This is a genomic window from Anaerococcoides asporogena, assembly GCF_029590275.1.
Lineage (GTDB): Bacteria > Bacillota > Clostridia > Clostridiales > Clostridiaceae > JG1575.
Genome location: NZ_CP120965.1, coordinates 3287475 through 3312272, shown reverse-complemented (window position 1 = coordinate 3312272; position 24798 = coordinate 3287475). Strand labels below are relative to the sequence as shown.

Genomic DNA, 24798 nt, shown 5'->3' with positions numbered 1-24798 from the left:
AGAAGCGAACAGCAAAAAACCAATGCCGCAGACGTTCCGCGGCATTGGTTTTTCGGGTTGGTGATTTATTTTCTTTCCCGGAGCAGGTCTCTGATTTCAGTCAGCAGGACTTCTTCATTGGAAGGAGCCGGAGGTGCTGCTTCAGGTGCCGGCTTTCTGAAGAACCGGTTGATTGCCCGGATCATCAGGAAGAGAACGAATGCCAGGATCAGGAAGGCAATCAGCGCGTTGATGAAGGAGCCGATCTGGATGGGACCCAGCGTGATGGCAGAGAAATCCGGCTTGCCGAATACCATGCCGATGATGGGGGAAATCAGGAAGTCCACGACTGCTTTCACCAGTGCCGAGATGGCACCGCCGAGAATGATGCCAACGGCCATGTCAAAGACGTTTCCCTTGAGTGCGAATTCTTTGAATTCCTTGATGAAGTTTTTCATGATACCACTCCTTAGAACAATTTTTCTGTGTCTGACATTGGAATGGAAGCAATAATAAAAGCATTCAAACACACCTAAATTATAGCACATCGGCAGGTAAACAGCTGTCAAATGGCACTCTGAACCCAGCCGGGACGGGCAATGTCGGATTCCAATGAAGCGAAACTGGTGAACATTCTCCAAACAACTGATAAATAATATGCTTTTCTATTGTGAAGAAATGAATGTCAACCTATAATAAAATAGATAATGTTTGACAGTTTGGCAAATTTGAGACAGGCGGCACCGCTTCCTTTGATCTCTTGCCATCGTCACAGAATCCAACCATTCGATCCATGAGTCAGCAAGTGCCGGTGGTCCACCCATTCCAAGATGGGGGGCGACCGTAAAAATTCGTTAAAAGAGGTGTAAAAAATGGCTGCTTCAATCAAAGATGTTGCGCGGGAAGCCGGTGTTTCCATTGCGACTGTTTCCAGAGTCATCAACAAAGTCGACGTCGTCAATGAAGAGACGAAGAAAAAAGTGAATGACGCCATCAAGAAACTGGGTTACAGCCCGAACATCGTGGCGCAGAGTCTCAAGACGCAGCGGTCACGCTCTATCGGGATTCTGGTCCCGGATATTTCCTCTCAGGTTTACCCCGAAATCGTGCGGGGCGCGGAAGATGTCGCCAATATGTATGACTACAGCATCATCCTGTGCAACTCGGATTTTGATATCGACAAGGAAAAGAAATACATCAAGGTAATGAAAGAAAAAATGGTCGACGGCCTGCTCTATATGAGCTCATCCCTTGACCCGGAAATCCTGCAGTACATCCAGGACCTCAACATGAAGACGGTTCTGGTGGAAACCACCGAGGATGAAAAAATCCTCCCGTCTGTCACCATCGACAACCGGCAGGCAGCCAAGGAAGCCGTTCAGCTTCTGATCGACAGAGGTCACAAGAAAATTGCCTACATCGGCATTAAGAAAGACCGCAAGAATGCCTGGGCCAGACGCTATTACGGTTATGCCGACGCCCTGAACGAAGCCAATCTGCCGCTGGAGGAAGACCTGACCTACTATGGCGACCTCAAGGCTCAGACCGGCTACAAGGGGATCAACAGCATCCTGGAAAAGACCGAAGTCGATGCCGTATTCTGCGGCTCCGATGAAATCGCCATGGGCGTCATCAACGGCCTGCGCGACAAGGGTATCAGCGTTCCCGAGCAGGTCAGCGTCATGGGCTTCAACGACATCTATGAAGCGTCGATCTTTTATCCCAAAATCACCACCGTGGCTCAGCCACTGTATGACATGGGATCGGTATCCATGCGCATCCTGGTCAAGATCCTGAGAAACGAGCCCAGCGAACAGGACCATCTCGTGCTGCCCTTCCAGATCATCGAGCGGGACAGCGTCAAGTAACAGACAATATGACTTTGTATTCAATAGAGAGCGGAAGACCAGCAGAAATGCTGGTCGTTCCATTGGGAGGTAACCTATGACTGAACGCGAGCGCCTGCTCAGAGATGAGCCCATTCTGCCGCTGTTTTTAAAATTTTCAATGCCGGCCATCATCGGCATGCTGGTACAGGCACTGTACAATATTGTGGACCGGTATTACATCAGCAACATTCCCGGAAGCGGTTCCGTTGCCATCGGCGGCATCGGCGTAACGCTTCCCATTACCTTTGTCCTGATGGGCTTCACCATGCTCTACGGCATCGGCGGAGCTGCCAACATCTCCCTGCGCCTGGGAGAAGGCAATCATAAGAAGGCGGAACAGATTCTGGGCAACGTCGTCATGCTGCTCTTTGTCACGTCCTTCCTGCTCAACATTTTCTTCCTGGCCAATGTAGATGACCTGCTTCGGCTTTTTGGAGCCACGGAAGGAAACATCGGCTTTGCCCGGGAGTATATCGTCTGGATCCTGATCGGAAATTTCTGGAACACCTTCGGGTTTGCCCTGAATCACGTCATTCGGGCTGAAGGCAGCCCGAAATGGTCCATGATGCTGATGCTGGTGGGGGCGGTGACCAACATCATTCTCGATCCCATCTTCATTTACGAGCGAATTCCGCTGCTTAACCTGCCCGGCCTGGGAATGGGCGTGAAGGGAGCGGCGATTGCCACCATTATTGCCCAGGCGCTGGCGTTCCTGCTGGGACTGTCCTACTATGTCAGCGGCAAGAGCCTGCTGAAGCTGCGCCTGTCCAATCTGAAGCCGAATGTCGGAATCATCCTGATGATTCTGTCCATCGGCGTCTCACCCTTCTTTATCCAGATTGCCGGCTCCGTGGTCGGAGCAGTTTTCAACAACAGCCTGAAGGTGTACGGCGGGGATGTGGCTCAGGGAGCCTATGCCATCATCAACTCCATCGCCATTCTCTTCTATATGCCGACCTTCGGCATGAACCAGGGCCTTCAGCCCATCATTGGCTACAATTACGGCGCCGGCAACTTCGCCCGGGTCAAGCAGGCGGTGAAGGTCGGACTGATCGCGGCCAGCCTAGTGACCCTGTCGGGCTGGATTATTGTCCTGGCCATTCCCCAGGTGCTGGTCAGCACCATGGCGCGGGAAGATGCGGTTCTGCGGCAGATGACCCAGGACGGCCTGGTCAAGGTTGAACTGATGATGCTGCTGGTCGGCATGCAGGTCATTTCCTCCAACTTTTTCTCCTCCATCGGCAAAGCCCGCCTGTCCTTCTTCCTGTCGCTGTCCCGCCAGGTGTTCTTCCTGATTCCGGCCCTGCTGATCCTGCCCCGGTTCTTCGGACTGGACGGCATCTGGTACGCCATGCCCCTGTCCGATCTGCTGGCAACAGTGATCAGTCTGGCATTTCTGCTGTATCAGTTTAAGCTGCTGGATGAAAAGCACGCTGCTTCCGGAAAGGGCAGAAGCCAAGAAAACAAGGAATCCCAAAAGGAATCCGAAATCGAGTCGTTTGATCAGGATCAAGGCCCCAAGCTCCTTGAAACCAAAGTTTGACCAATCTGTAATGCTATTGTAACCCACTGCTTTTGTTATGGGACTATAGTAAACCTAATGCGGGACGCCATCGTCTGACGAATGGACCCAGGGTCCCCCCCAATTGCTTGAAGCGGAGGTATGACATGAAATCGCAAAAAATGAAAATACTGGCGTTCAGCCTGTTCTTTGCGCTGGCCGCAACCGGCTGCACCCTGACAGCCGGAACCGTTCCGGTGAACCCGTCGAATGCACCAAATATCACAAAACCTGGGGTGACTCAGCCAGCGACGAAACCAACCACCACGCCAGTTACTACGACAGCGGCCGGATCGGGACAGACTCCGGGGACGAAACCTTCCACCACTACTGCCGGAACCACAACCGCGGGTTCCACCACGACCAATCCCATCAACCCGTCAGATATCAAATCGGGAGAGGCATACGATACGGCAACCGTCCGGGACTGGACCCGCAATGCTTCACAGGCCGCCTACTACCCGAAACAGAAGCTGGTGTTCCTGACCTTTGATGACGGTCCCTCCACCAAGGTGACGCCCCTGGTCCTGGATGTCCTGAAAAAGAATAACGTGAAGGCGACGTTCTTCTACTACACTCACGGTGATCTTTCCAGCCGCGCCGGCATCGTCCGGCGGACGGCCGACGAAGGCCATGCCATCGCAATACATACGGCCAGCCACAACTACAAAAAGCTCTACCCCGGCCGCAAAGCCAACGTGGAAGCCATTCTGAGCGATGTCCGAACCGCCACATCGAATATTCAGGCGGTCCTGGGAGCCTCCTGGAAGCCATCCGTATACCGGTTCCCCGGCGGATCCTTCTCCTGGACCGGATCCACCAGCGCCAGAAAGGCCATGACCCAGGCCAAGCAGGCTCTGGGGAATATGGGGTTGCAATACCTTGACTGGAATGCCATGACCGGTGACGCCGACTACAACAACCGGGATAAATCCCCATCCGGCCTGGTAAAATACGCCGTTAAGACCACGAAGAATGCCTATGGCCACGTAATCGTCCTGCTGATGCACGACGCGGACCATTTACCCAATACGCCCAAAGCGCTCCAGGGGCTCATTGATTATTACCGGGAGCAGGGCTACGAGTTCGGCATCCTCAAATAGGGTCGGGTCTCAGTAGCAGGAGTCTTCCGACTTAAAACTCGGGAAGTAGAAAGCAGCTGCTGTAAACTTTACGGCAGCTGCTTTGAATCTATCTTCGATTTTTTTATCTGGAGGAACTAATTCCTTTTCATGGGTCCCATTCCTCTGAATCAAGGGACCAGGATGATTAGTCTGGGCTGCCCAAAGTCACTACAATGATCGACTGAGCATGGATATCCCCGTATTCTTACATCAGACAATCCACTGCAATAATGCATCCGAACCAGAATGGTACGAAATCAAACGGATGTTTTGGCAAAGATCAGATGTACCCTAAGTTGCCTTTCAGCTGAGTACCCATGAAATTTTAACAGTTATTAACACATCGAGTTGAGTCGTGCTGCTCATATACCTAAAAATTTTCATCGCCCGGATCCCCCACTATGGATCCGGGCGATGTTTTTGATTAGTAAGTTCAAGGCAGTTGCAGGTTACTTTTTCTTACCTTCCAGGCCGCGGTTGACAAGGTCCTGATATTCCTCATCAACCTGAGGTGGAATCATCTCAAATGAATTGTCTACAATGGTGAAATCGTAGTAGCCCAATCGGGCGACGGGTCCGATCTTGACGATGTCTATCTTGCCGTTGTCCAGAATCACATCATCCTGTACATGAATCCCAATGACCTCGGCGATGATGACATCCACCGTGGTGATCCCGCCATTGGCCGGTAGTCGAAGGGAATGTACGATACGGCACTCATACTTGATGGGGGATCCTTTCACCATGGCCACATCGACCAGGCGTGCCCCTTCTTTTTCTAACCCGCAGTATTCGAACTTATCCTTGAATCCCTGGGGCAGCATTGCGATGGATGAATCATTCATCGCCTGGGCCAGCTCACGGGGAACCATGTTGTATACAAATTCTCCGGTCCGCTCGATATTTTTGATCGTAGTCTTGCGTTCCCCCGTCACCGGATGCTGATTGGAAGAAAAAACTACCATTGGGGGGTCATAGGTCAGATTTGTAAACTGACTGTAAGGGGCGATATTATCAGTGCCGTCATCGTTCCTGGTCGAGATCCAGCCGATTACCCGCGGTACCGTGCTGGATTTAAAGGGGGCGTGTTCAAGTCCGTGATCATTTTTCTCTGGTTCGTAAAACATAATTTCCTCCGTGGTATTTTTGTGGATTCAATGGGAACTGACCTGATGGATCATTGAGAGCGGATTCAGCCGTCTTACCTGAAGAGTAAATAGGCGATGGGGGTGGTGATGATCAGTGAAAGCGCAGCACGCTCAAACCAGATGATGACCAGATCCTTCAGGGGAATCGGGACTTCTGTTGCCGTTATGACCGGGATGGTGCAGGAGAACATAAGAATTCCGGTGATACTTCCAATGCCCACTACGAACCGGGTAATCATGGGAGCTTCAGTGACTACCAGGACCGGCAGGTACATTTCCGCAAGACCCAGAATAGTTGCCTTTGCTGCCAGCAGGGGTTCCGGAATCTGAAGTACCCACGTCAGAGGGTAGAACAGGTAGCCAAGAACATCGAAGACAGGGGTGTATTCCGCAAGCAGCAGTCCGATGAGTCCAATGGACATCAGATTTGGCAAATAGACCAGGACCAGCTCCATGGCATCCTTGAGGTAATCGAGGATATTATTCAGGATGGGCTTGGCTTCGCTTGACACCTTAAGTCCCTGATAAAAAGCGTTGAGAAGCAGGTTTCCCTCCTGAATTTCCTCCACGCTGCCTTCTCCATTGTGGATATAGGTGTCTGGCAGACTCTTCAGAGGTTTTAATCGGGCGGTAATGGCGGTTATCGCGAAGGTTACGATCAGTGCGACCAGGAAGAAAATGTTCCACATCTCCATCAGACCCAGTGTCTCAGCGACGACGACCATAAAGGTTATGGCCACGGCAGAGAACCCGGTGACAATTATGCTCGCTTCACGAATGGTGTACTTACGTTCCTTGAATAGGCCATTGGTGATCATAATACCCATGGCCGAGCTCCCGACAAAGGAGGAGATGGCATCCACAGCTGAGATGCCCGGAGTGGTCCAAATCGCGCGGGTAACCGGGCGAACGATCATGCCGATGGCATCGACGAATCCGTAACTAATCAGAAAGCTGATAAAGATCGCACAGATCGGGATCAGGACACCCAGACCGACACCCAGGGATTCAAACAAGTACTGACCGACATTGGGATCAAGAATCTCCTTTGGGCCGACATTAAAGTAAATCAGAATACTGGCGACGGCACCGACAATTTTGAGGAGAGAGAAGACAATCTCAGTGCGACTGCTCTTCCAGGTTTTTCGGATGAATGGCAGCGCTGCGCCCAGCAGAATGAAGACGAGTGCGTAGATTCGGGCTACGAACATGAAGTTTTTCTGGATGAAGGATACGATGATCTCCACCGGGATTGACGTCTTGCCGTTGATCGTTATCTGGGCAAAGAACATGAAAATGCCGATACCTGAAATGATTAAGAACTTCAGGATGTTGGCGGTGCTGACATAACTTGGTTTGCCTGAACCGGCGCTGATGGGTTTGCTGGTATTCACATTAATTTCCTCCGTCCGTTTTTTTGCATGATTTCCCCTGATCGGAAAGACGTTCAGATTCTGCTCAGACACCTTTTCGATCGTCTCCTTTTTTTTGTTGTTTATAAATTAATGGCCCGATGCCATAATTTTTCTTGAATCGGCTGCTGAAGTACGAATAATCATTGAAACCTACCTGATCAGCGATTTCATTGAGACTCAGGTCGCTGGTGAGCAGCAGTTCCGTTGCTCTTTCAAGGCGAGCCCTCTCCAGGAATTCGGAAAAATTCTGGCCCGTCTGCTCTTTGAATTTCCGACTGAAGTAAGCTGTGCTGAGATTGCTTACTTGGGACATGACCTCAAGACTGAGATCCCGATAATAGTATTTAACAATGAAAGCCCGGGCTGAATCGATAGCTGAAGAAACCGCGTTACCACTTCGCCGGCTGACGATGGCCGCCGCGACTATGGAGATGAACTCATTGCTGGTCGCCTTGATATTCTCCATCGTGGATGCTCGGAGGATTTGGGAGGAGACCTTGATCACATAATCATTGAGGTCTCGTTCGGCCAGCTCCATCTGCTCCAGATAATCGAGGATTTCAAAATTATATTTGATCACGATGGACTTGATGGTCTCGCTGCTGAAGCTTTTGCTGACCAGATGCTCCAGAGTTGTCTCATAATAGGCTATGATTTCCGACTCGGACCAGTTGTTGATGTTCTTGAAAAAATTGTATTTGAAGCTGGGGAGCGTCTCCTCATCGTGTTCCAGGGTTGTAAAGTTTCGGGTCTCCTCGAACTGAATTACGCTGTCACTGCCAACGTAAAAAGAATACTCCAGCGCTCGGAAGGCTTCCTCATAAGATTTCCAGATGAGCTGCCAGTCCGGATAGACACTGCCGACTCCGATACTCACCGTATTGCCAGCCTTGCGGTTGATGAATTTCTTGAGGTCCTGGGCAAGCTGAACAACCATTCCCCTGGCTTGTTCCGGATCCCTACCAGGTACGTTGACCAGGGCGATGAGTTTATCTGTTCCAATCAGGGAGCAGGCAATGCAGTCCACCGCGGCAGTTTCGATGAAATCCTTGAGTAAGTCCAGGTACACCATTTTGATCCCGTAGCGGGATTTATTATCCAGATCCTGACAGAGCTCCCAGAAATTATCCACCATGATGGTCATGGCACAATTTGGATAAGCCATCAAACCAAATTTTTTCCGAAGGGTCTTCATTCGGTTCGCTTTGTCAAGATCTCCATAAATGAGATCGTAGATGAAAAAGGATGTCACCATTGTTTCCTCTATGGAGGTCTCGGTGGGATCTTCTGGAGGAGGCATCTCCCTTTTCTCATGGGTTTCCTTCCGAATTAATTCATCCAGAGTTCTCAAAAGGTCATCCTTCTGGTCGGCCATTTGGAAGAGCTGGTTCACCTGACCCTCATTAATGAGATTCTGAATCTCGGAAATGGATTTTCTGGTCAGCGCCGCCAGATACTGCGCGGGAAGCTGACATTCCCGGATTCTTTCCAGGATCGCCCGATAATCACCGTTATTCTCGTAGAGAACCGTTACTCCAGGCTCACTCAGCCACCAGGACATCAGATCGGGGATCTGCTCCGGGGACGTTATGAATTTAACGTTGCATTGGGGGAACTGCTTGATAATTTGTTCGCTGAGATTACTGCTGACATTGATCAATACCAGATTCATCGGAGATCCTTTCGGCCAGAATGATTGGCCACATTGTTCATGCCACCAGTTTAACACCGTCCAGCATATCTGGATATTTTTTCACATAAAACCGTTTTCTCATCAACATCATCCTATCACTGCGAAAAGTCAGGGTACATAAAATATCTTGCCTGGAATTTTAGTTATTTTGTCCTAAAAAAAAGACTGATAAGAGAATGAAACCTGAAGCAGTCCCTCAGATGGCTTTATTCTAAGGAAACGCTGATTAATTCTGTTTTCTGTAACTCTGAGGAACGCTCTCACGATATAATTTAAGTATTACGTTACCAGCGAGGTTTTTCTTATGAAGCAGCAGACTTTCAGTGATTTTGAATACGCACATCGTCGCAAGACTACAAAGAGAGAAGAGTTTCTTGATTCTATGGAAACTATCATTCCCTGGAAAGATTGGATCGAGATGATTCGCCCCTACTATCCTCAGGGAAAACGCGGCAGAAAGCCCATCGAAATTGAAACAATGCTTCGGATGTACCTGATGCAAAATTGGTTTAACCTCTCCGATGTTGCAATGGAAGAAGCCATCTATGACAGTTATGCCATGCGCAAATTCATGCGGCTGGACTTCATCTCGCAGCAAGTGCCTGACGCAACCACGCTTCTTCACTTTCGCCATTTAATGGAAAGCCATCTCTTGGGGGAGAAGATCTTTCATGATGTCACCAGACGCTTGGAATCTGCCGGACTAATGATGCATGGCGGCACCATCGTGGATGCCACCATTATTGCAGCCCCCAGTTCTACCAAGAACCAGACGGGAGAACGAGACCCTGAGATGCACCAGACAAAGAAAGGCAATCAGTGGTACTTTGGGATGAAGGTTCATACCGGAGTTTGCGCCGGCAGTGGGTATGTCCATACAGTCACAGGGACTGCGGCCAATGTCCATGACATAAACGAGACACACAAACTGATTCGTCCCGATGATGAAGTAGCTTACGGAGATTCCGGCTATAATGGAGTCGAGTCAAGAAAAGAATTCACCGAGGATCCGCACTTATCTACTATTGAATTTCGCAGCAATGTTCGCCCTTCCAAGATCAAGACCAATAAGAACTATCCCGGGATCCAGTGGGACCGGGCAATTGAACAACGCAAATCATCCGTTCGAAGCAAAGTGGAGCACCCATTTTTGATCGTCAAACGGTTCTTTGGTTATGCCAAAGTAGTTTATCGGGGGATCAGCAAAAATTTGAATAGATTCAACATCTTGTTTGCCAGCGCCAATTTGTTGAATTGTATTCGTGCAAAACGAACGAAAGAATTCTGCATGGGATAAGTGCGCCCAAAATTGGGGGTTAGCCCACAAAACGGGCTGAAATCGCACTAAAATCCAGCATTTTTGTGCACCCATGAGCAAAAAAACAACATAATGACCGAACTGGGAAACGTTAACCTCAAATAATCAGTGTTTCCCTAAGTGATCATCTGTGATGGGGATAAATCCGAATGGTTCATCAGGCATAAATTCCTGCAAAAAAACATAAAACGGAGCAGCTCCATGGGGGACTGCTCCGTTTTGATCAATTTATTGCATTTTGATTTTCTTTATAGTAATTTCTCTGAATGCTTCCGGAGGATTATTCGCCGGTTCCGACTCTTGGTGAATGGTCTGTGATCAGTTCAGCTCGTTCCGGTCAGACAGTGGATTGAGGCCGCCGATGGGCGCCCGGAAATAGAATTCCCGCTTGCTGCCGCAGGTGGAGCAGATGCAGGTGGTTACATTGGAAGGCATGCCGTCCTCAATATTGAAGCCGGAGGATTCCGTGATGTACTGTCCGCCGCAGATGTTGCAGGGGGTATTGTTTATGATGATGAATTCGCTTTCGATGTATTTCATGAGTTCTCTTACGTTCAAAGTGGTACCTCCCAAGGGGCTGTTGTCGTTTCTTTGCTTATCCTAACACTGACGTATGTTATTTGCAAGAAAAATAGAATGAATATTTCAAGCGATGGATAAGGGCAAAAGTCAACGGGTTTTTGCTATAATGAATTCATAGTAAAAGGTGGGCTTCGAATATGTCTGAATTCATACGCAACGAGAACACCTCCTGGGAAGTTCTCAATGAACGGGTGGCCGTCAAGTCCACCGATCTGTCCGCACTGAAATACAATGAAATACGGATCACCAATGAAGTGAAGGATTACTTCTCGCTGATCAACATGGAAAAGCATGAACGCCGGGAGATCTACCTGCATTATCTTGGTGTTGCCTACCCCTGCGCCATCTATCTGGATTCCTATGATAAGGGCAGGGGAAAACTGCGTTGGGGCAGAAAATTCAAGAGTGTGTTTTCTGATCTGGTGGCCGGCTACTTTTTTGAAGGGACCGACAGCCCCAGCGTGCCGCTGTTGCGCTTTGAAAAGCTGGATGACATTAACTACGCTATCTGCCTGATTTTTGTCCGGGAGATTATTGAAAATACCCTGGAGCTGGACGAGAGGGTTCTGACCCCGCGGGATCAGTTCCGGGCGATTGAGGAGAATTTCATGTGGCGGATCGAGACCATGAAGTATCATGGGACCCGCTGTGCTCTGTGCGGATTTGACTATATCCCGATCTACGGCGATGCCGGGAAGGGGCGGACCCAGATTCATCTGCGTCGGTTTTCCCGGGAAGAAGGCTTCCATCCCGATGTCGAGAAAGACCTGATTCCGGTCTGCGCCAATTGCCATGATATCCTTCATGCCGGCATCGAGACAGAGGAACTGGAATCCCTGGTCCGGCGCAACCGGGAAATGGGACACTATTAAATACCGTCAGCCATTATAAGGTCCGAACGGCAGAATCTGCCGTTCGGACCTTGTTGCTGATGGCACGAAAAATCGACTGTCTGAAGCGATTGGTTTGCCGACGATGTGTGGATTACGGGAGTACCGGAACCGCTGGGTTGTATTCCCCGATCCCGTTACTGGATCCTGGAATAATCCAGATGATCCAGGTATTCTTCCAGCATCGGGGTGATGCTGGCAATGGTTCCGGCCGCGAAGGGGTTCTTCAGACCGGCATCAGGCACGAGTTTGGTGAAGGGCTTGCGGCCGGACTGGCTGCACAGCTCCAGATAGGATGCCCAGGCGGCTTTGGGGTCCTTGCGGCTCCAGTTGAAGTACTGATGAGCGCAGACCTGAGCCAGGGTGTAATCCAGATAATAGAAGGGATAGAGGTAAACATGGAGCTGCTTCTGCCAGCGTCCGCCCTGCTCAAGGAATTCATGACCGTCATAGTCCAGGTGGGGGAGATACTTCTTCTCGATTTCGCGGTATTTGGCATTGCGTTCGCTGGGCGCGGCATCGGGATGTTCGTAGACCCATTCCTGCAGTTCATCGATGGACGCGCCGTAGGGAAGGAAGTTCAGCGTATGAGCCACATGGGCATAGAAGTACTTCTCCGTGTCTTCCCCGAAGAATTTCTCCATCCAGGGATGGGTGAAGAATTCCATGCTCATGGAGTGGATTTCTGCCACCTCGGAGGTGATGTCATTCAGCGTGCGCGGTCTGGCATCCCGGACGAGCCAGCCCTGGAAGGCGTGACCGGCTTCGTGGGTCAGGACATCAACATCCCCGGAGGTACCGTTGAAATTGGAGAAAATGAAGGGAACCTTGAATTCCGGGAAGAAGGTCATATAGCCGCCGTTGGCCTTGCCGGCCTTGGTGGTCAGATCCATCAGTTCCCGGCTTCGCATCAGGGTGAAGAACTCATGGGTGTGGGGCGAGAGCTCCTCATACATGTGGGCTGCAGCTTCGAGCAAAAAGGGTTCATCGCCTTTGGGGGTCGGGTTGCCGGTAAGGAACTTCAGATTGAGGTCGTAATTCTTCATCTGGTCGATGCCAATGCGCTGGGCCTGCTGGCGGTAAAGCTTCTGGGTCAGGGGCACGACGGATTCAGCGATCTGATCGCGGTAAATCCGGGCATCGGACTGAGTCCAGTCGGTGCGTCCCATCCGGGCGTAGGCTACGGGAATGAAGTTGTCATAGCCGAGTTTCTGGCCGATCCGGGTCCGGACCTTTACCAGCGCGTCATAGATCTGGTCGAGTTTTCCCGAATTTTCGGCAAACCAGTTCCAGGAAGCGTCATTGGCCCGTTTTCTCATGCCGCGGTCCATGGATTCCATGAAGGGCGTCAGTCCCGACAGATTGCGCTCCTCGCCTTCGAAGTGTATCTTTGCGGAAGCGGTGAGCTTCTGGTATTCGGAAACCAGCTTGTTCTCTTCCACCAGATCGTCGACGATTTCCGGCGTGAAAATCTTGCGCTTAACCTCAAACTTCTCCAGAAGATGCTTTCCGTATTTTTCTTCAAAAGCCGGCCGGAACTTAGACTCCAGGCAGATCCGGGCTGCTTCGCTGGGGATTTCCTGGAAGCGCGGCAGCTGCTCGTCCATGGTGTCCTGCTCCGACTTGTAGAAGTCGTCTCCGGTATTAATGGAATAACGGACAAAACACAGCGTGGCCATGGTGTCAAAGTGATTGGACAATGTGTCCAGGTCTTCAAAGGCTTTGAAGAAATCCGGTTCGGCTGCGGCCTGCTCCATTTTGACCAGGTATTCCTTCATGTCGGAATAGGTCTGGTCAAAATCAGGACGCTGGTAGTTCATTTCACTGAATGTCATTTGATCTTCCTCCTGTTAATACTGATATCATCTGGTGGCATGTCACTCTTGAATGCGAATTGTTTGAACAGATTTTTATTTCCTGGCAGTTCATGATCAGAAGCCTCATCATCAGAAGCTTCATCAAAACACAGGCAGCAAATAATGCAGAAGTGAGCCATAGGATCGTTCCACGATTGACGAACTTATGTTAGATATGCATGATACAATTATAATCAAAAATTGTCCTACAATCCATGGTTCGATCAAAAAATCTAGATCGCTGCATTAACAGGGCAGTCGTCCGGCAGGGGCGAATCAGCTGAACGACTGCCCATTTACAGCTGGAAAGAACCAACGTATAGTCAAAGGAGAGGATATGTCACATTGTGAAAGGAGGAATTCAGCGTGATCTACATCGTACTGATTGTCGCCGGGGTGAGTCTGCTCCAGCTGGCGCTCGCCCGCTATCCCATTGGCGGGCTGGTTTTGCCCATGATGTCCATGTTCGGCGTCATCCTGTCCGTTCTGGTCCTGTTCGCCCCTTCCGGAAGTGGTCTGGGGGATTCAAAAAACCGGCTGTCACTGCTCATTTTTCTGCTGCTGAGTACAGTGACTTTTCTCATCTACTTCATGAAACGGCGAAAAGAGTATCAGGAAGGCTATATGAATGCCGAAAAAGTGAAAAAAAAAGGTTCTGACGAAGACTCTGAATAGGAAAAAGAGTCTTTCTTTATTTTTTTGGTAAACCGTAAATGACTGTGGAGTTAAACGCTTACATGGTGTATAATGAAACTGATTTATGTACAGAAACACATTTTTGTAATTCTATGAAGTACACAGGAGGGATCAATTTTGAGCAAAGCATTGGATCTGTTCTTAAAAGAGAACCTGGATGACCTGAAATCCAAGGGACTCTACAATGTCATCAATATCCTTGATGGCGCAAACGGACCGGAGATTACCATCGAAGGCAAGCGCCTGGTCAATCTTTCTTCGAATAACTATCTTGGTTTTGCCACTCACGAGCGGCTGATCCAGGCTGCCAACGATGCCACCGCCAAATACGGTGTGGGTGCAGGAGCGGTTCGGACCATCAACGGTACCATGGCCATTCACCGGGAACTGGAAGAAAAGCTGGCGGAATTCAAGCATACGGAAGCTGCCATCGCCTTCCAGTCCGGATTCAACTGCAACATGGGCGCTATTTCCGCTGTAATGGACAAAGATGATGCCATCCTGTCCGATGAGCTCAACCATGCGTCCATCATTGACGGCTGCCGCCTGTCCAGAGCCAAGATCATCCGCGTCAAGCACTCGGATATGGAAGATCTGAGAGCTCAGGCCAAAGCTGCCAAAGAGTCAGGCCTCTACAAGAAGATCATGTTCATTACCGACGGTGTCTTCTCCATGGACGGAGATGTGGCCAAGCTGCCGGAAATCGTCGAGATCGCCAAGGAATTTGACCTCATTACCTACGTGGACGATGCTCACGGATCAGGTGTCATGGGCAAAGGCGCCGGCACTGTGCACCATTTCGGCCTGTCAAAGGAGATCGATTTCCAAATCGGAACTCTGAGCAAGGCCATTGGAGTGGTCGGCGGATATGTGGCGGGAACCCGCGATCTCATTGACTGGCTGAAAGTCCGGGCCAGACCGTTCCTGTTCTCCACCTCGCTGACTCCCGGAGCCGCTGCCGCAGCCAAGGAAGCCATTACCATGCTGATGGAATCGGAAGAGTATCATGACAGACTTTGGGAAAATGGCCGCTATCTGAAGGCCGGACTCAAAAAGCTTGGCTACAACATCGGGAAATCCGAAACACCGATTACGCCCTGCATCATCGGCGATGAGAAGCTGACTCAGGAATTCTCCAGAAAGCTCTTTGAAGAAGGCGTATACTGCAAATCCATCGTATTCCCCACGGTACCGCTGGGAACCGGACGGGTGCGCAATATGCCCACCGCCGCTCACACGAAGGAAATGTTGGATGAAGCCCTGGCAATCTACGAAAAAGTTGGAAAGGAATTAGGGATTCTGAAGTAGAATCCTGAAAAACGAGCAGACTATATGAAGAAAATTTTAGTGACCGGATCCCTCGGACAGATCGGATCTGAACTGGTAGGAAAATTAAGAGAAGTATACGGAACCGACGAAGTCATCGCCACGGATATCCGGCGGGATGAAAGCAATATCGCCTGCACCGGCGGACCCTTCGAGATTCTCGATGTGACGGACCCCAAAATGATGGCCGAGATCGTGCAGAAGCACAATCCGGACACCCTGATCCACCTGGCGGCTCTGCTGTCGGCAGTTGCTGAAGCCAAGCCCCAGCTGGCGTGGACCATCAACATGGGCGGTCTGGTCAACGCGCTGGAACTGGCCCGGGAGAAGAACCTCCATTTCTTCACCCCGTCCTCCATCGGCGCCTTCGGACCCAGCACCCCCAAGGTGAACACGCCGCAGGACACCCTGCAGCGTCCGGCGACAATGTACGGAGTTACCAAGGTATCCGGCGAGCTGCTGTGTGACTACTACTTTAAAAAGTATGGCGTCGACACCCGCGGTGTCCGCTTCCCCGGCCTCATTTCCAATGTCGCGCTGCCCGGCGGCGGAACCACCGACTACGCGGTTGACATCTATTATGAAGCCCTGAAAAATCATTCTTATACCAGCTTCATTCAGGAAGGCACCTACATGGACATGATGTACATGCCTGACGCCCTCAATGCCATCATCCAGCTCATGGAAGCGGATCCGGCCAGACTCATCCACCGCAACGCGTTCAACATCTCCGCCATGAGCTTTGCGCCGGAACATGTGGCAGCCGAGATCAAAAAGCACATTCCGGACTTCACCATGCACTACAATGTGGATCCGGTCCGCCAGGCCATTGCCGATTCCTGGCCGGATTCCATCGATGTCACCAGTGCCCGGGAAGAATGGGGCTTCAAGGCCGACTACGATCTGGCGAAGATGACCACCGACATGCTGGAGAAATTGAGAATCAAACTGAACATCAAGGACTGATGGGATGAAAGATCAGTTTTTCATCGTCAACGGAACCGTACTGCCGGAGATCTTCGGTAAGATCATCGAAGTCAAGACGTTGCTGGCGACCCGCAAGGTGAAGGACATCACCGAAGGGGTGAAAAAGGCAGGCATCTCGCGCAGCGTTTTTTACAAATACAAGGACAATGTCTTCCTGCTCTCCGAGATGAGCCGGGGTCGAAAGGCCTCCATCTCGATCCTGCTGGATCACAAGCCGGGAGCTCTGTCCAAAGTCCTCGACCTGATGGCGGGCAATCAGGCCAACATCCTCACGATCAACCAGGGCGTTCCGATCAATGATGCGGCCATGGTTACCATGACGGTCGACATCTCCGACATGTCCATCGACATTAAGGACCTGATCGACAAGCTTCTCCTGGAGGAGTATGTCCTGGAGGCAGATATCTCCGCCATGGAGTAGGCTGTCGATTTCGAGAATCACCGGAACTGTCCGAACGCCCCAAAGGCAGCAGTTAAACTCTCATAAAACACCCGGATCTTCCTGCCAGGAGGATCCGGGTGTTTTGACACCCAGACGGAGGATGCCGCATTTTGAGTTCCGGCCTGAGCGCAAGTAGCGACTGGAACAGCGGACGGGTCAGTCTGGCGTCATATGGGGAGGCTGTTCAGCCATTTTGGCAGGCACCATAAAAAAACCAGGCGGAATCCGCCTGGTAAAGAAGGGATCTTGTATTGTATATTCAGAGCGGGTAAGCTTCTGGGAGCACGGATGTCCCTTTATGGGCTAGTTGCCGAACAGACCGCCGAGAATGCTGCCGAGCAGTCCGCCCGGAGCCTGCTGCTGGGGTTCTTCCTCGGGCAGCTGTCGCAGTGCGTCATAGAGGCTTCCTCCGGTCCGGTCGTTGATTTCATCCGAGTAGCGTCTGGTCAGATCCTTGACGCCGCGCTCATCCAGATGTTCGTTCTGCTTCTTGCGCGCCAGGAAGGCCAGAGCCAGAGGGGCAAGCATGGTCAGGATCTTCATGGTGTTGTTCTTGTCAACACCGGCTTCCTGTCCGATGCGTTCGGACACGCGGTCGGTGGCGTTGTCGCCAAAGATGTGGCCAAGAATGCCTTTGCCGTCCTGTTCATCGATATCCTGAGTCGAACGGTACTGCCGGTTGGCATGATTCTGGAGGGCGTCGGACAGCGAGCGGGCGCCGTCATCGCTCTCAACATTCTGGCCGAGCTGACCCATGATCAGGGGGAGTGCCATTTTAATGATCTGCTGGACTTTGTCCGGGGAAACTCCGAGCTTGCCGGCAATTTCTCCCAGGTCGCCGCTGAAGAACTGGTCCTGGCTGGGGGCCTGATAACCGCCCTGATACTGGTTCTGCATATCACGCTGCAGGTTCTGATACTGCTGCTGCTGTCTCAGTGCTTCCTGCTGATCGTAGTATTCCTGCTGGGGCTGCTGCTGGGACTGCTGTCCCTGGCCGAATCCTTTTAATAACATTTCAAACAGTTCCATAAATTATCCTCCAATATGTTGTCTATTGTGATGGGATCCTATCTATTCATGAAGATCCTCCGATTATTTTCAGTGTACAGGAGCGGGATGGGCTTTGGGCTTTTTCTGAAAACCTTTTATAAAATGTTCAGAGCTTGTTATTAATTGACCACTGGCCGGGGAACGGTGATAGAATAATGATAGAAATATAGAGGAGAGTGCTGTATGACCAAAGACTTGTATGTAGAAAATCGCAGAAAATTAGCGGAACGGATTGAAACCGGTTCGGCAGTGGCGCTGTTCAGCGGCCAGGCGCTGAAGAAAACCGCGGATGAGAAGTTCCCCTATGCCCCCAATCGCAATTTCCTGTACCTTACCGGCATCGCCGAGGAACAGGTCATCCTGTTCCTGGAGAAAACCGAAGCCGAAACGAAAGAAACGCTGTTCATTCAGCGCTATGACGAGCTGAAGGCCAAGTGGAACGGGGAAACCATCGCCCCGGAGAAAGCATCGGAGGTTTCCGGCATCCGGGAGATTCGATTTATCGATGAGTTCAACGGCTTCCTGCATCAGAAAATCCAGTCCGGTTCGATCCGGACCCTGTTCTTTGATCTGGAGAAGGATTCCTTTGAGGCGGATTACTCCGCCGGCGGACAATATGCCCGTAAGCTGAAGGAGTCCTATCCCCATGTCAGCATCGGCAACATCTATCCCCAGATCGCGGCACTGCGTGTGTTCAAGAGCCCTGAGGAAGTTGCTCAGATCCGCCGCGGCATCGAAATCACCCGCGATGGCATCCTGAACCTCTGGAAGAACCGTCGCCCCGGTGCCTACGAATATGAGATGGAAGCGGAGTTTGACTACATCCTGAAGAAGAATGGAGTGAAGGATTTCGCCTTCAAGACCATCTGTGCCGGCGGAAAAAACGCCGCCGTGCTCCATTACGTCAACAATGATCAGCCCATCCAGGACGGCGATCTGCTGCTGCTGGACCTGGGAGCCCAGTGGAACTCCTACAGTGCCGATATTTCTCGGACGTTCCCCATCAACGGCAAGTTCTCCGACCGTCAGAAAGAACTCTATCAGATTGTCCGGCTGGCTATGGAGCGCGTGTTTGCCGCCATCAAGCCCGGCGTTCCCTTTAAGCGCCTGAATGAGATCGTGCGGGAGACCTATGCCGAAGAACTGGTCCGCATCGGTCTGATCGAGGATGCCTCCGGCGTCTCCAAGTATTACTTCCACGGCGTCAGCCATTACCTCGGTCTGGATACCCATGACGTGGGATCCCGCGACCAGGACCTGGCGCCCGGCATGGTGCTTACCGTTGAACCCGGTCTCTACATTCCGGAAGAGGGCATTGGCATCCGGATCGAGGATGATGTCCTGGTCACGGAAACCGGCATGGAGAATCTGTCCTTCGACATTCCCCGCGACGTCGAGGAGATCGAACGCATTCTGGCCCGCTAAGGAAACAGACTCGGCTGGTACGGAACGTTCCGGTCCGACCCGCAGCCCTTGAATCCATTCCATTCTTTTGCTATGATAAACTATGCACGAAGAAGGGAAGAGTAATTCTGAAGGTCAGTATAACAGCGAGGCAGATCATGGTGAAAGCTGCCGGCGGACGCAGGATGAACATGGCCCCGGAGTGCTGACTCCTGAAACCAGTCAGTAGGGAGCACGCAGGGACTGCGTTAACGGTCCGAGGGGTTGATCGATCGACCCCCAGAGGCGGCTGCTCGCGAGAGGGCCGTGAAACGGAGTGGTATCACGTATTCGCGTCTCCGGGACTTTTTGTCCCGGAGATTTTTCGTTTTTTCCATCCAGCAAACCGCAATAAGCCGGATCATTCCGGTCTGACAAGGAGACCATCAAGATGAGCAAGAAACCCTACTACATTACAACCCCCATTTACTACCCGTCAGCCAACCTGCACATCGGCAACACTTACACCACGGTGGCCGCGGACGCCCTGGCCCGGTACAAGCGCCTGACCGGCCATGAGGTTCTGTTCCTGACCGGAACGGACGAACACGGGCAGAAGATCCAGCGCATCGCGGAAGAAAAGGGCGTCACACCGATCAAGTATGTCGACCAGATTGTCGACGGCATCAAGGCCCTCTGGGAAACCATGAACATTTCCTATGACCGGTTCATCCGGACCACCGATGACTATCACGTCAAGTCGGTTCAGGCCATCTTCCAGAAGCTCTACGATCAGGGCGACATCTACAAGTCCGAGTACGAAGGCTGGTACTGCACGCCGGATGAAGCGTTCTGGACCGAGACCCAGGTCGGGGAAAACCATACCTGTCCGGACTGCGGCCGCGCGCTGGAGCGGGCCAAGGAAGAGTCCTACTTCTTCCGGATGAGCAAGTACGCTGACCGCCTGATCCAGTACATTGAGGATCATCCGGATTTCATCCAGCCGGAATCGCGCAAGAATGAAATGCTCAATAACTTCCTCAAGCCCGGACTGCAGGATCTGGCCGTATCGCGCACCAGCTTTGACTGGGGCATCAAGGTTCCCTTTGATGAAAAGCACGTTATCTACGTCTGGATCGACGCGCTGTCGAACTACCTGACCGCCCTGGGCTATCTCAATGACGAATATCACGACGTGGAGAAGTTCTGGCCGGCCGATCTGCACCTGGTCGGCAAGGATATTATCCGCTTCCATACGATCTACTGGCCCATCATGCTCATGGCCCTGGATGTGCCGCTGCCTGAAAAAGTCTACGGCCACGGCTGGCTCATGTTCAACAATGACAAGATGAGCAAGTCTAAGGGCAATATTGTGGACCCGGTGGTTCTGGCGGAGCACTTCGGGGTAGACCCCATCCGGTATTACCTGCTCAGCGAGATCCCCTTCGGCTCAGACGGAAATTTCACCAATGAATCCTTTATCCGCAAGATCAACTCGGATCTGGCCAATGACCTGGGCAACCTGCTGTCCCGGACCGTCTCCATGGTGGAGAAGTATTTCGGATCCGTAGTGCCCGTTCCCGACACGCCGGGAGAGTTTGACGCGAACCTGATTGAAACAGCCCTGGCTTTGCCGGCGAAGCTGGAGGAAGCCATGGACGATCTGCGGATTCCGGAAGCCCTGTCTCAGATCTGGGCACTGATCGGCCGCGCCAACAAGTACATTGATGAGACCATGCCCTGGGTTCTGGCCCGCGAGGAATCGCAGAAGGGACGGCTGGGCACGGTTCTATACAACCTGCTGGAATCCCTGCGCTTCATTGCCGTGGCGCTGGAGCCCTTCCTGCCGGAAACCTCAGGCAAGGTGCTGAGCCAGATCAACAGTTCAGTCACCGGATTTGGTTCCCTGGACTCCTTCGGCGGAATCCAGGCCGGGGACAGCGTGGCAAAAGGACAAGTAATCTTCCCCCGCATCGATGTGGAGAAGAAGCTGGAGGAATTGGAAGCCCTGAGACTGCAGAGCCTGCCCCAGACCGAAGTCCTGCCGGCCATGGCGCCGCTTAAGCCGGAGATCAGCTATGAAGACTTTGAGAAGATCGACCTGCGCCTGGCCAAAGTCCTGGCCTGCGAAAAGGTCAAGAAATCAAAGAAGCTGCTCAAGCTCAAGGTTCAGCTGGGGAGCGAGGAGCGACAGATCCTCTCGGGCATCGCTCAGTTCTATGAACCCGAAGAGCTCGTGGGCAAGACGGTCATCGTCGTAGCCAACTTAAAGCCAGCCAAGCTCATGGGACAGGATTCCCAGGGCATGATCCTGTCGGCCGCTGATGAGGAGGACACCGCACTTTACCTGGTCAGCCCGGTGGGCGACCTTCCATCCGGCAGTACCGTTCGCTGATGCCGACCGGGCAGGGGGATGAGACCCCCTGCAGCGGCAGACAGAGCACGAGGAGGTGCCGTATGAAGATCTTAAAAGCGGAAATCCGGGATCTGCCCCAACTGGCAGTGATCTATGATCATGCCCGGCGTCTCATGCGCGAGAGCGGAAATCCGACGCAGTGGAGGGAGGGGCATCCTGCCCCGGAGCTGCTGCTGGAAGATATCGCCCGGGGACAGCTCTATAAAGTGCTGGAGGGGGATCAGCTGGTCGGCGGATTTGCCTTCACCGAAGGACCCGAGGAAGCCTATGCCACTCTGGAGGGGACCTGGCTCAACGAGGAGCCCTATCGGGTGATTCACCGCATCGGAGCCTACGGCGCCAAAGGGGTACTGCGGGAAGTCATCGCCTGGGCCATGACCCAGACCGACAGCCTGCGCATCGATACCCACGAAGCCAATGCCATCATGCGCCGGCTCCTGGAACGGGAAGGCTTTACCTATGTCGGACGAGTCACACTCCCCGACGGAGATCACCGTCGGGCCTACCACAAGGTGAACCCAAAGGGTGGGATATAATCCGGGAGTTATATGACAGTCTGTCAACAATGCGACAGCCTGACGGCAATACGACACACTGACTGCCAGGGAGCGCAGAAACAGGCGTTCCATGCCCCTCAGATCACCCGTCCCCGGTCCGATTCGCCGAATCAGACCGGGGACGGGCGCTTTTTGGCCTTTTCCCAGATTCTGGATCCGGGCACAATATGATGGAATAGTGCTTTGGCAGTTCTTCGGCAGTGCTTTGACAGTGCCTCGGCAGTGCCATCTTTCAGATCCCGGTGAGGAAGTCCGCTTCTTCGATCAATCCGGGAAGCGACAGAAACTGTCCATTGACAAGTTTCGTGCCCGGGAGTATGAATGAATTGAGAGCAGGCGAAGCGTCTGACCCCGGGGGTGAGGCTTCACAGTTCATCGCCTGGAATTTACACTGTAATGTGTTGAGGGGGAATCCACATGATTGACCGGTACATCCATGAAGTCCTGAAGCGCCTTCCGGACAAACTGCGAGGAGAAACCGAACGGGACTTGCGGGAACTGATTCAAAAGAAAATGACCGAGCTGGATCCGGCTCTGTCCGAAGAAGCCCGGATTGATCTGGTTCTGCGCGAGCTTGGTGATCCGGCCGGTCAGGCCGACCACTACCGTGGCCGCCAGCGCTTCCTCATCGGGCCGGCGTACTTTGACAAATACCTGATGGTGCTGAAAATTGTGTCCGGTGCTATTTTCCTGGGAATTTCCATTGCCACCATGATTCGCCTGATCTTTGCCCCGCAGACCATGGGGCTCATGGTCGCGGACTACCTGAGCGCGGTGTTCTCAGCAGTGCTGCAGGGCGCTGCCTGGGTGACCGGTATTTTCGCCCTGCTGGAATACAATGAGGTTTCTCTGAACGAGGCGGAGAATAAGTCGGTCTTTGACCCGGCAAAACTGCCGGATCTGCCAGAGAAAAAAGCGTTGATTCCCAAGTCCGAACCCATTGTTGCCTTAATCCTGACGGCCGTCTTTGTTCCATTGCTCTATGTTTCGGCAGAAAAACTGGGCGTCTACCAAAGCTTGAAACCGGCCACCGGGTTCACACCGCTATTGAGCGATCAGGGACTGGCTCCCTTCAAGAACATGCTGCTGGCGGTCTTTGCCCTGAACATTCTGATCGAACTGATGAAGCTGGTAAAAGGACGGTGGACTCTGCCGCTGGCACTGGTCACCTCGGCGCTGAATATCGTGTCTGCTCTGATCATTGTCTTCACCATCACCCGGATGAGCCTCTATCATCCGGAGCTGCTGCTGAATTTCGAGCGCTACGTGCCGTTTTCTTTCCAGCGCCTGATTGCCGGAATCACGGCGGTCATTCTGATTGTCACACTGGCTGAGTCAGCAACTGCCATCTACAAGGGTTCCCGGTATGGCCGGGTCCGATAAGCGAAAGCCCAGCAAAGCCAGACTCGGGAAAATCGATCCCGGTCTGCGGCTCAGGTCTGCGGCACAATAACAATGAAAAACGGAAGAAGGCCGCGCGGCCTTCTTCCGTTTTTCAGGGGTTCGGATGCAATTTTGATGTCAGAACGCGGATGCCGTCAGCTGACGTCGTCAGCGGATGCCCTTCCGGATCATGGTGCTGACCAGCATATCGTAGGTCAGGTCGGACGGAACCAGCTCCTTCGTTTCGATGGAGAGGCCGCCGGCGACGGAGGCCATCATGAGGGAACGTTCCAGATTTTGCTTCTTGAGATACTCCACCAGGAATCCGGCAAAGTAGTTGTCACCGGCGCCTTCGGAATCCACCAGATGAAAATCATGGGCGCTCTGCTCATAGAAGCGGTGATTCCAGAATGCGGTGGAGCCTTCCTTGCCGTGGGTGGCCACGATGAGCTTTCCCCCCTGACCGAGCCGGCGCATGGTGGCGCGGTAATCGGTCAGTCGGTCGGAGGATAGAAAAATGACCTGCGATGCCTCAATGAACGGCGTATAGTAGGGATCCTGCTCCACATAATCCTGCAGGTCGGTCCAGACCTCCTTGCCCTCCAGCAGAGGAATCAGGGGCTGGTTATATTCCAGAATATTCAGGACAACCAGCTGGGCGTCGGCAATCAGCCGGCGCAGACGGACTTCGTTGATCCGGCGGTGGTCCCTGCCCCGGGGCAGCAGGATCGTGATCCGCTCCCCCTCTTCATCCAGCAGATTGAAGTGAAGCTCAGTCCCGGACGGGTCCGGGTCTGTCACCAGATGGATGCCGCATTGCCGCAGGTGCTTTGTGATGGCCTGTCCTTCCAGGTCTTCGCCCAGCAGGGTGTGCAAGGTTACACTGGCCCCCAGTTTCTGCAGGGCGACTGCCTTGGCAATGCCGGTGGAGCCGCAGCGGTCATAGGCGTCCTTTGCGTAATATGTCCCTTTGGTGACGGGATTTTTTGGAAGCTGGATAATCGTGTCATAGGAGGCGCCTCCCATAACCAAAATGTCTGCCATGATACCCCCCCTCGTACGGTTGATTTCGATCAGAGCGTTTCTCAAGTTCGGATCTGGTT

At 52.3% G+C, this 24798-nt stretch carries 20 protein-coding genes and 1 pseudogene; 13 read left to right on the top strand and 8 right to left on the bottom strand.

Annotated features, from left to right (window positions below; translation table 11 throughout):
* Positions 1 to 65 precede the first annotated feature (65 nt).
* Positions 66 to 437 carry a large conductance mechanosensitive channel protein MscL gene (gene mscL, locus P6M73_RS15135; RefSeq protein WP_277853851.1) on the bottom strand — a complete coding sequence of 124 codons (372 nt, stop codon included), beginning with the start codon at positions 435 to 437 and terminating at the stop codon, positions 66 to 68.
* Between the two features lie 414 nt (positions 438 to 851).
* On the opposite strand from mscL, the gene P6M73_RS15130 reads away from it, so the two are divergent.
* The 3 genes from P6M73_RS15130 to P6M73_RS15120 all read left to right on the top strand — a co-directional run bounded on the left by P6M73_RS15130 (position 852) and on the right by P6M73_RS15120 (position 4532).
* A complete protein-coding gene (locus P6M73_RS15130; protein WP_277853850.1) occupies positions 852 to 1847 on the top strand; it encodes a LacI family DNA-binding transcriptional regulator in 996 nt (331 codons plus the stop codon).
* Positions 1848 to 1923: 76 nt separating this feature from the next.
* Positions 1924 to 3411 carry an MATE family efflux transporter gene (locus tag P6M73_RS15125; protein ID WP_277853849.1) on the top strand — a complete coding sequence of 496 codons (1488 nt, stop codon included), beginning with the start codon at positions 1924 to 1926 and terminating at the stop codon, positions 3409 to 3411.
* 125 nt (positions 3412 to 3536) lie between these two features.
* On the top strand, positions 3537 to 4532 hold the full coding sequence (locus P6M73_RS15120; RefSeq protein ID WP_277853848.1) for a polysaccharide deacetylase family protein: 996 nt from the start codon (positions 3537 to 3539) through the stop codon (positions 4530 to 4532).
* Positions 4533 to 5002: 470 nt separating this feature from the next.
* Here P6M73_RS15120 and P6M73_RS15115 read toward each other — a convergent pair whose 3' ends face one another.
* The 3 genes from P6M73_RS15115 to P6M73_RS15105 all read right to left on the bottom strand — a co-directional run bounded on the left by P6M73_RS15115 (position 5003) and on the right by P6M73_RS15105 (position 8788).
* A complete protein-coding gene (locus tag P6M73_RS15115; protein WP_277853847.1) occupies positions 5003 to 5680 on the bottom strand; it encodes a flavin reductase family protein in 678 nt (225 codons plus the stop codon).
* Between the two features lie 74 nt (positions 5681 to 5754).
* Positions 5755 to 7095: a YjiH family protein gene (locus tag P6M73_RS15110; RefSeq protein ID WP_277853846.1), complete on the bottom strand. Its 1341-nt coding sequence runs from the start codon at positions 7093 to 7095 to the stop codon at positions 5755 to 5757.
* Positions 7096 to 7159: 64 nt separating this feature from the next.
* The gene (locus P6M73_RS15105; protein ID WP_277853845.1) at positions 7160 to 8788 is read right to left on the bottom strand and encodes a helix-turn-helix domain-containing protein; all 1629 of its coding nucleotides are present in this window, start codon (positions 8786 to 8788) and stop codon (positions 7160 to 7162) included.
* 325 nt (positions 8789 to 9113) lie between these two features.
* Between P6M73_RS15105 and P6M73_RS15100 the strand changes: the two genes are divergently transcribed.
* Positions 9114 to 10106 (top strand): IS5 family transposase, encoded by a 993-nt coding sequence (locus P6M73_RS15100; RefSeq protein ID WP_277853844.1) that lies wholly within the window; start codon positions 9114 to 9116, stop codon positions 10104 to 10106.
* Between the two features lie 339 nt (positions 10107 to 10445).
* Here P6M73_RS15100 and P6M73_RS15095 read toward each other — a convergent pair whose 3' ends face one another.
* Positions 10446 to 10685 carry a metal-binding protein gene (locus tag P6M73_RS15095; protein WP_277853843.1) on the bottom strand — a complete coding sequence of 80 codons (240 nt, stop codon included), beginning with the start codon at positions 10683 to 10685 and terminating at the stop codon, positions 10446 to 10448.
* 161 nt (positions 10686 to 10846) lie between these two features.
* On the opposite strand from P6M73_RS15095, the gene P6M73_RS15090 reads away from it, so the two are divergent.
* Positions 10847 to 11581, top strand: a complete 735-nt coding sequence (locus P6M73_RS15090) for a hypothetical protein (RefSeq protein WP_277853842.1) — start codon at positions 10847 to 10849, stop codon at positions 11579 to 11581.
* 155 nt (positions 11582 to 11736) lie between these two features.
* Here P6M73_RS15090 and P6M73_RS15085 read toward each other — a convergent pair whose 3' ends face one another.
* Positions 11737 to 13434 (bottom strand): M3 family oligoendopeptidase, encoded by a 1698-nt coding sequence (locus P6M73_RS15085; RefSeq protein ID WP_277853841.1) that lies wholly within the window; start codon positions 13432 to 13434, stop codon positions 11737 to 11739.
* Between the two features lie 387 nt (positions 13435 to 13821).
* On the opposite strand from P6M73_RS15085, the gene P6M73_RS15080 reads away from it, so the two are divergent.
* The 4 genes from P6M73_RS15080 (at position 13822) to P6M73_RS15065 (ending at position 16885) form a co-directional block, all read left to right on the top strand.
* Positions 13822 to 14130 (top strand): hypothetical protein, encoded by a 309-nt coding sequence (locus P6M73_RS15080; RefSeq protein ID WP_277853840.1) that lies wholly within the window; start codon positions 13822 to 13824, stop codon positions 14128 to 14130.
* Positions 14131 to 14265: 135 nt separating this feature from the next.
* Positions 14266 to 15459: a glycine C-acetyltransferase gene (locus P6M73_RS15075; protein WP_277855794.1), complete on the top strand. Its 1194-nt coding sequence runs from the start codon at positions 14266 to 14268 to the stop codon at positions 15457 to 15459.
* A 24-nt stretch (positions 15460 to 15483) separates the two neighbouring features.
* Positions 15484 to 16443: an L-threonine 3-dehydrogenase gene (locus tag P6M73_RS15070; RefSeq protein ID WP_277853839.1), complete on the top strand. Its 960-nt coding sequence runs from the start codon at positions 15484 to 15486 to the stop codon at positions 16441 to 16443.
* A 4-nt stretch (positions 16444 to 16447) separates the two neighbouring features.
* Complete coding sequence (locus tag P6M73_RS15065; RefSeq protein WP_277853838.1) at positions 16448 to 16885, top strand: ACT domain-containing protein; 438 nt, start codon at positions 16448 to 16450, stop codon at positions 16883 to 16885.
* 324 nt (positions 16886 to 17209) lie between these two features.
* Here the strand turns inward: P6M73_RS15065 and P6M73_RS15060 are convergent, their stop codons facing one another.
* Positions 17210 to 17935, bottom strand: a complete 726-nt coding sequence (locus tag P6M73_RS15060; RefSeq protein WP_277853837.1) for a DUF937 domain-containing protein — start codon at positions 17933 to 17935, stop codon at positions 17210 to 17212.
* Positions 17936 to 18139: 204 nt separating this feature from the next.
* Here P6M73_RS15060 and P6M73_RS15055 point away from each other — a divergent pair, with 204 nt between their 5' ends.
* From P6M73_RS15055 to P6M73_RS15040, 4 genes and pseudogenes are all read left to right on the top strand, one after another.
* A complete protein-coding gene (locus tag P6M73_RS15055; RefSeq protein WP_277853836.1) occupies positions 18140 to 19381 on the top strand; it encodes an aminopeptidase P N-terminal domain-containing protein in 1242 nt (413 codons plus the stop codon).
* A gap of 391 nt (positions 19382 to 19772) precedes the next feature.
* Positions 19773 to 21734, top strand: a pseudogene (gene metG / locus P6M73_RS15050) (methionine--tRNA ligase); the annotation flags it as partial.
* A 62-nt stretch (positions 21735 to 21796) separates the two neighbouring features.
* A complete protein-coding gene (locus tag P6M73_RS15045) occupies positions 21797 to 22291 on the top strand; it encodes a GNAT family N-acetyltransferase (RefSeq protein ID WP_277853835.1) in 495 nt (164 codons plus the stop codon).
* A 438-nt stretch (positions 22292 to 22729) separates the two neighbouring features.
* Complete coding sequence (locus tag P6M73_RS15040) at positions 22730 to 23695, top strand: hypothetical protein (protein ID WP_277853834.1); 966 nt, start codon at positions 22730 to 22732, stop codon at positions 23693 to 23695.
* A 168-nt stretch (positions 23696 to 23863) separates the two neighbouring features.
* On the opposite strand, the gene P6M73_RS15035 is transcribed toward P6M73_RS15040, so the two are convergent.
* A complete protein-coding gene (locus P6M73_RS15035; RefSeq protein ID WP_277853833.1) occupies positions 23864 to 24739 on the bottom strand; it encodes a carbohydrate kinase family protein in 876 nt (291 codons plus the stop codon).
* Between the last annotated feature and the right edge of the window lie 59 nt (positions 24740 to 24798).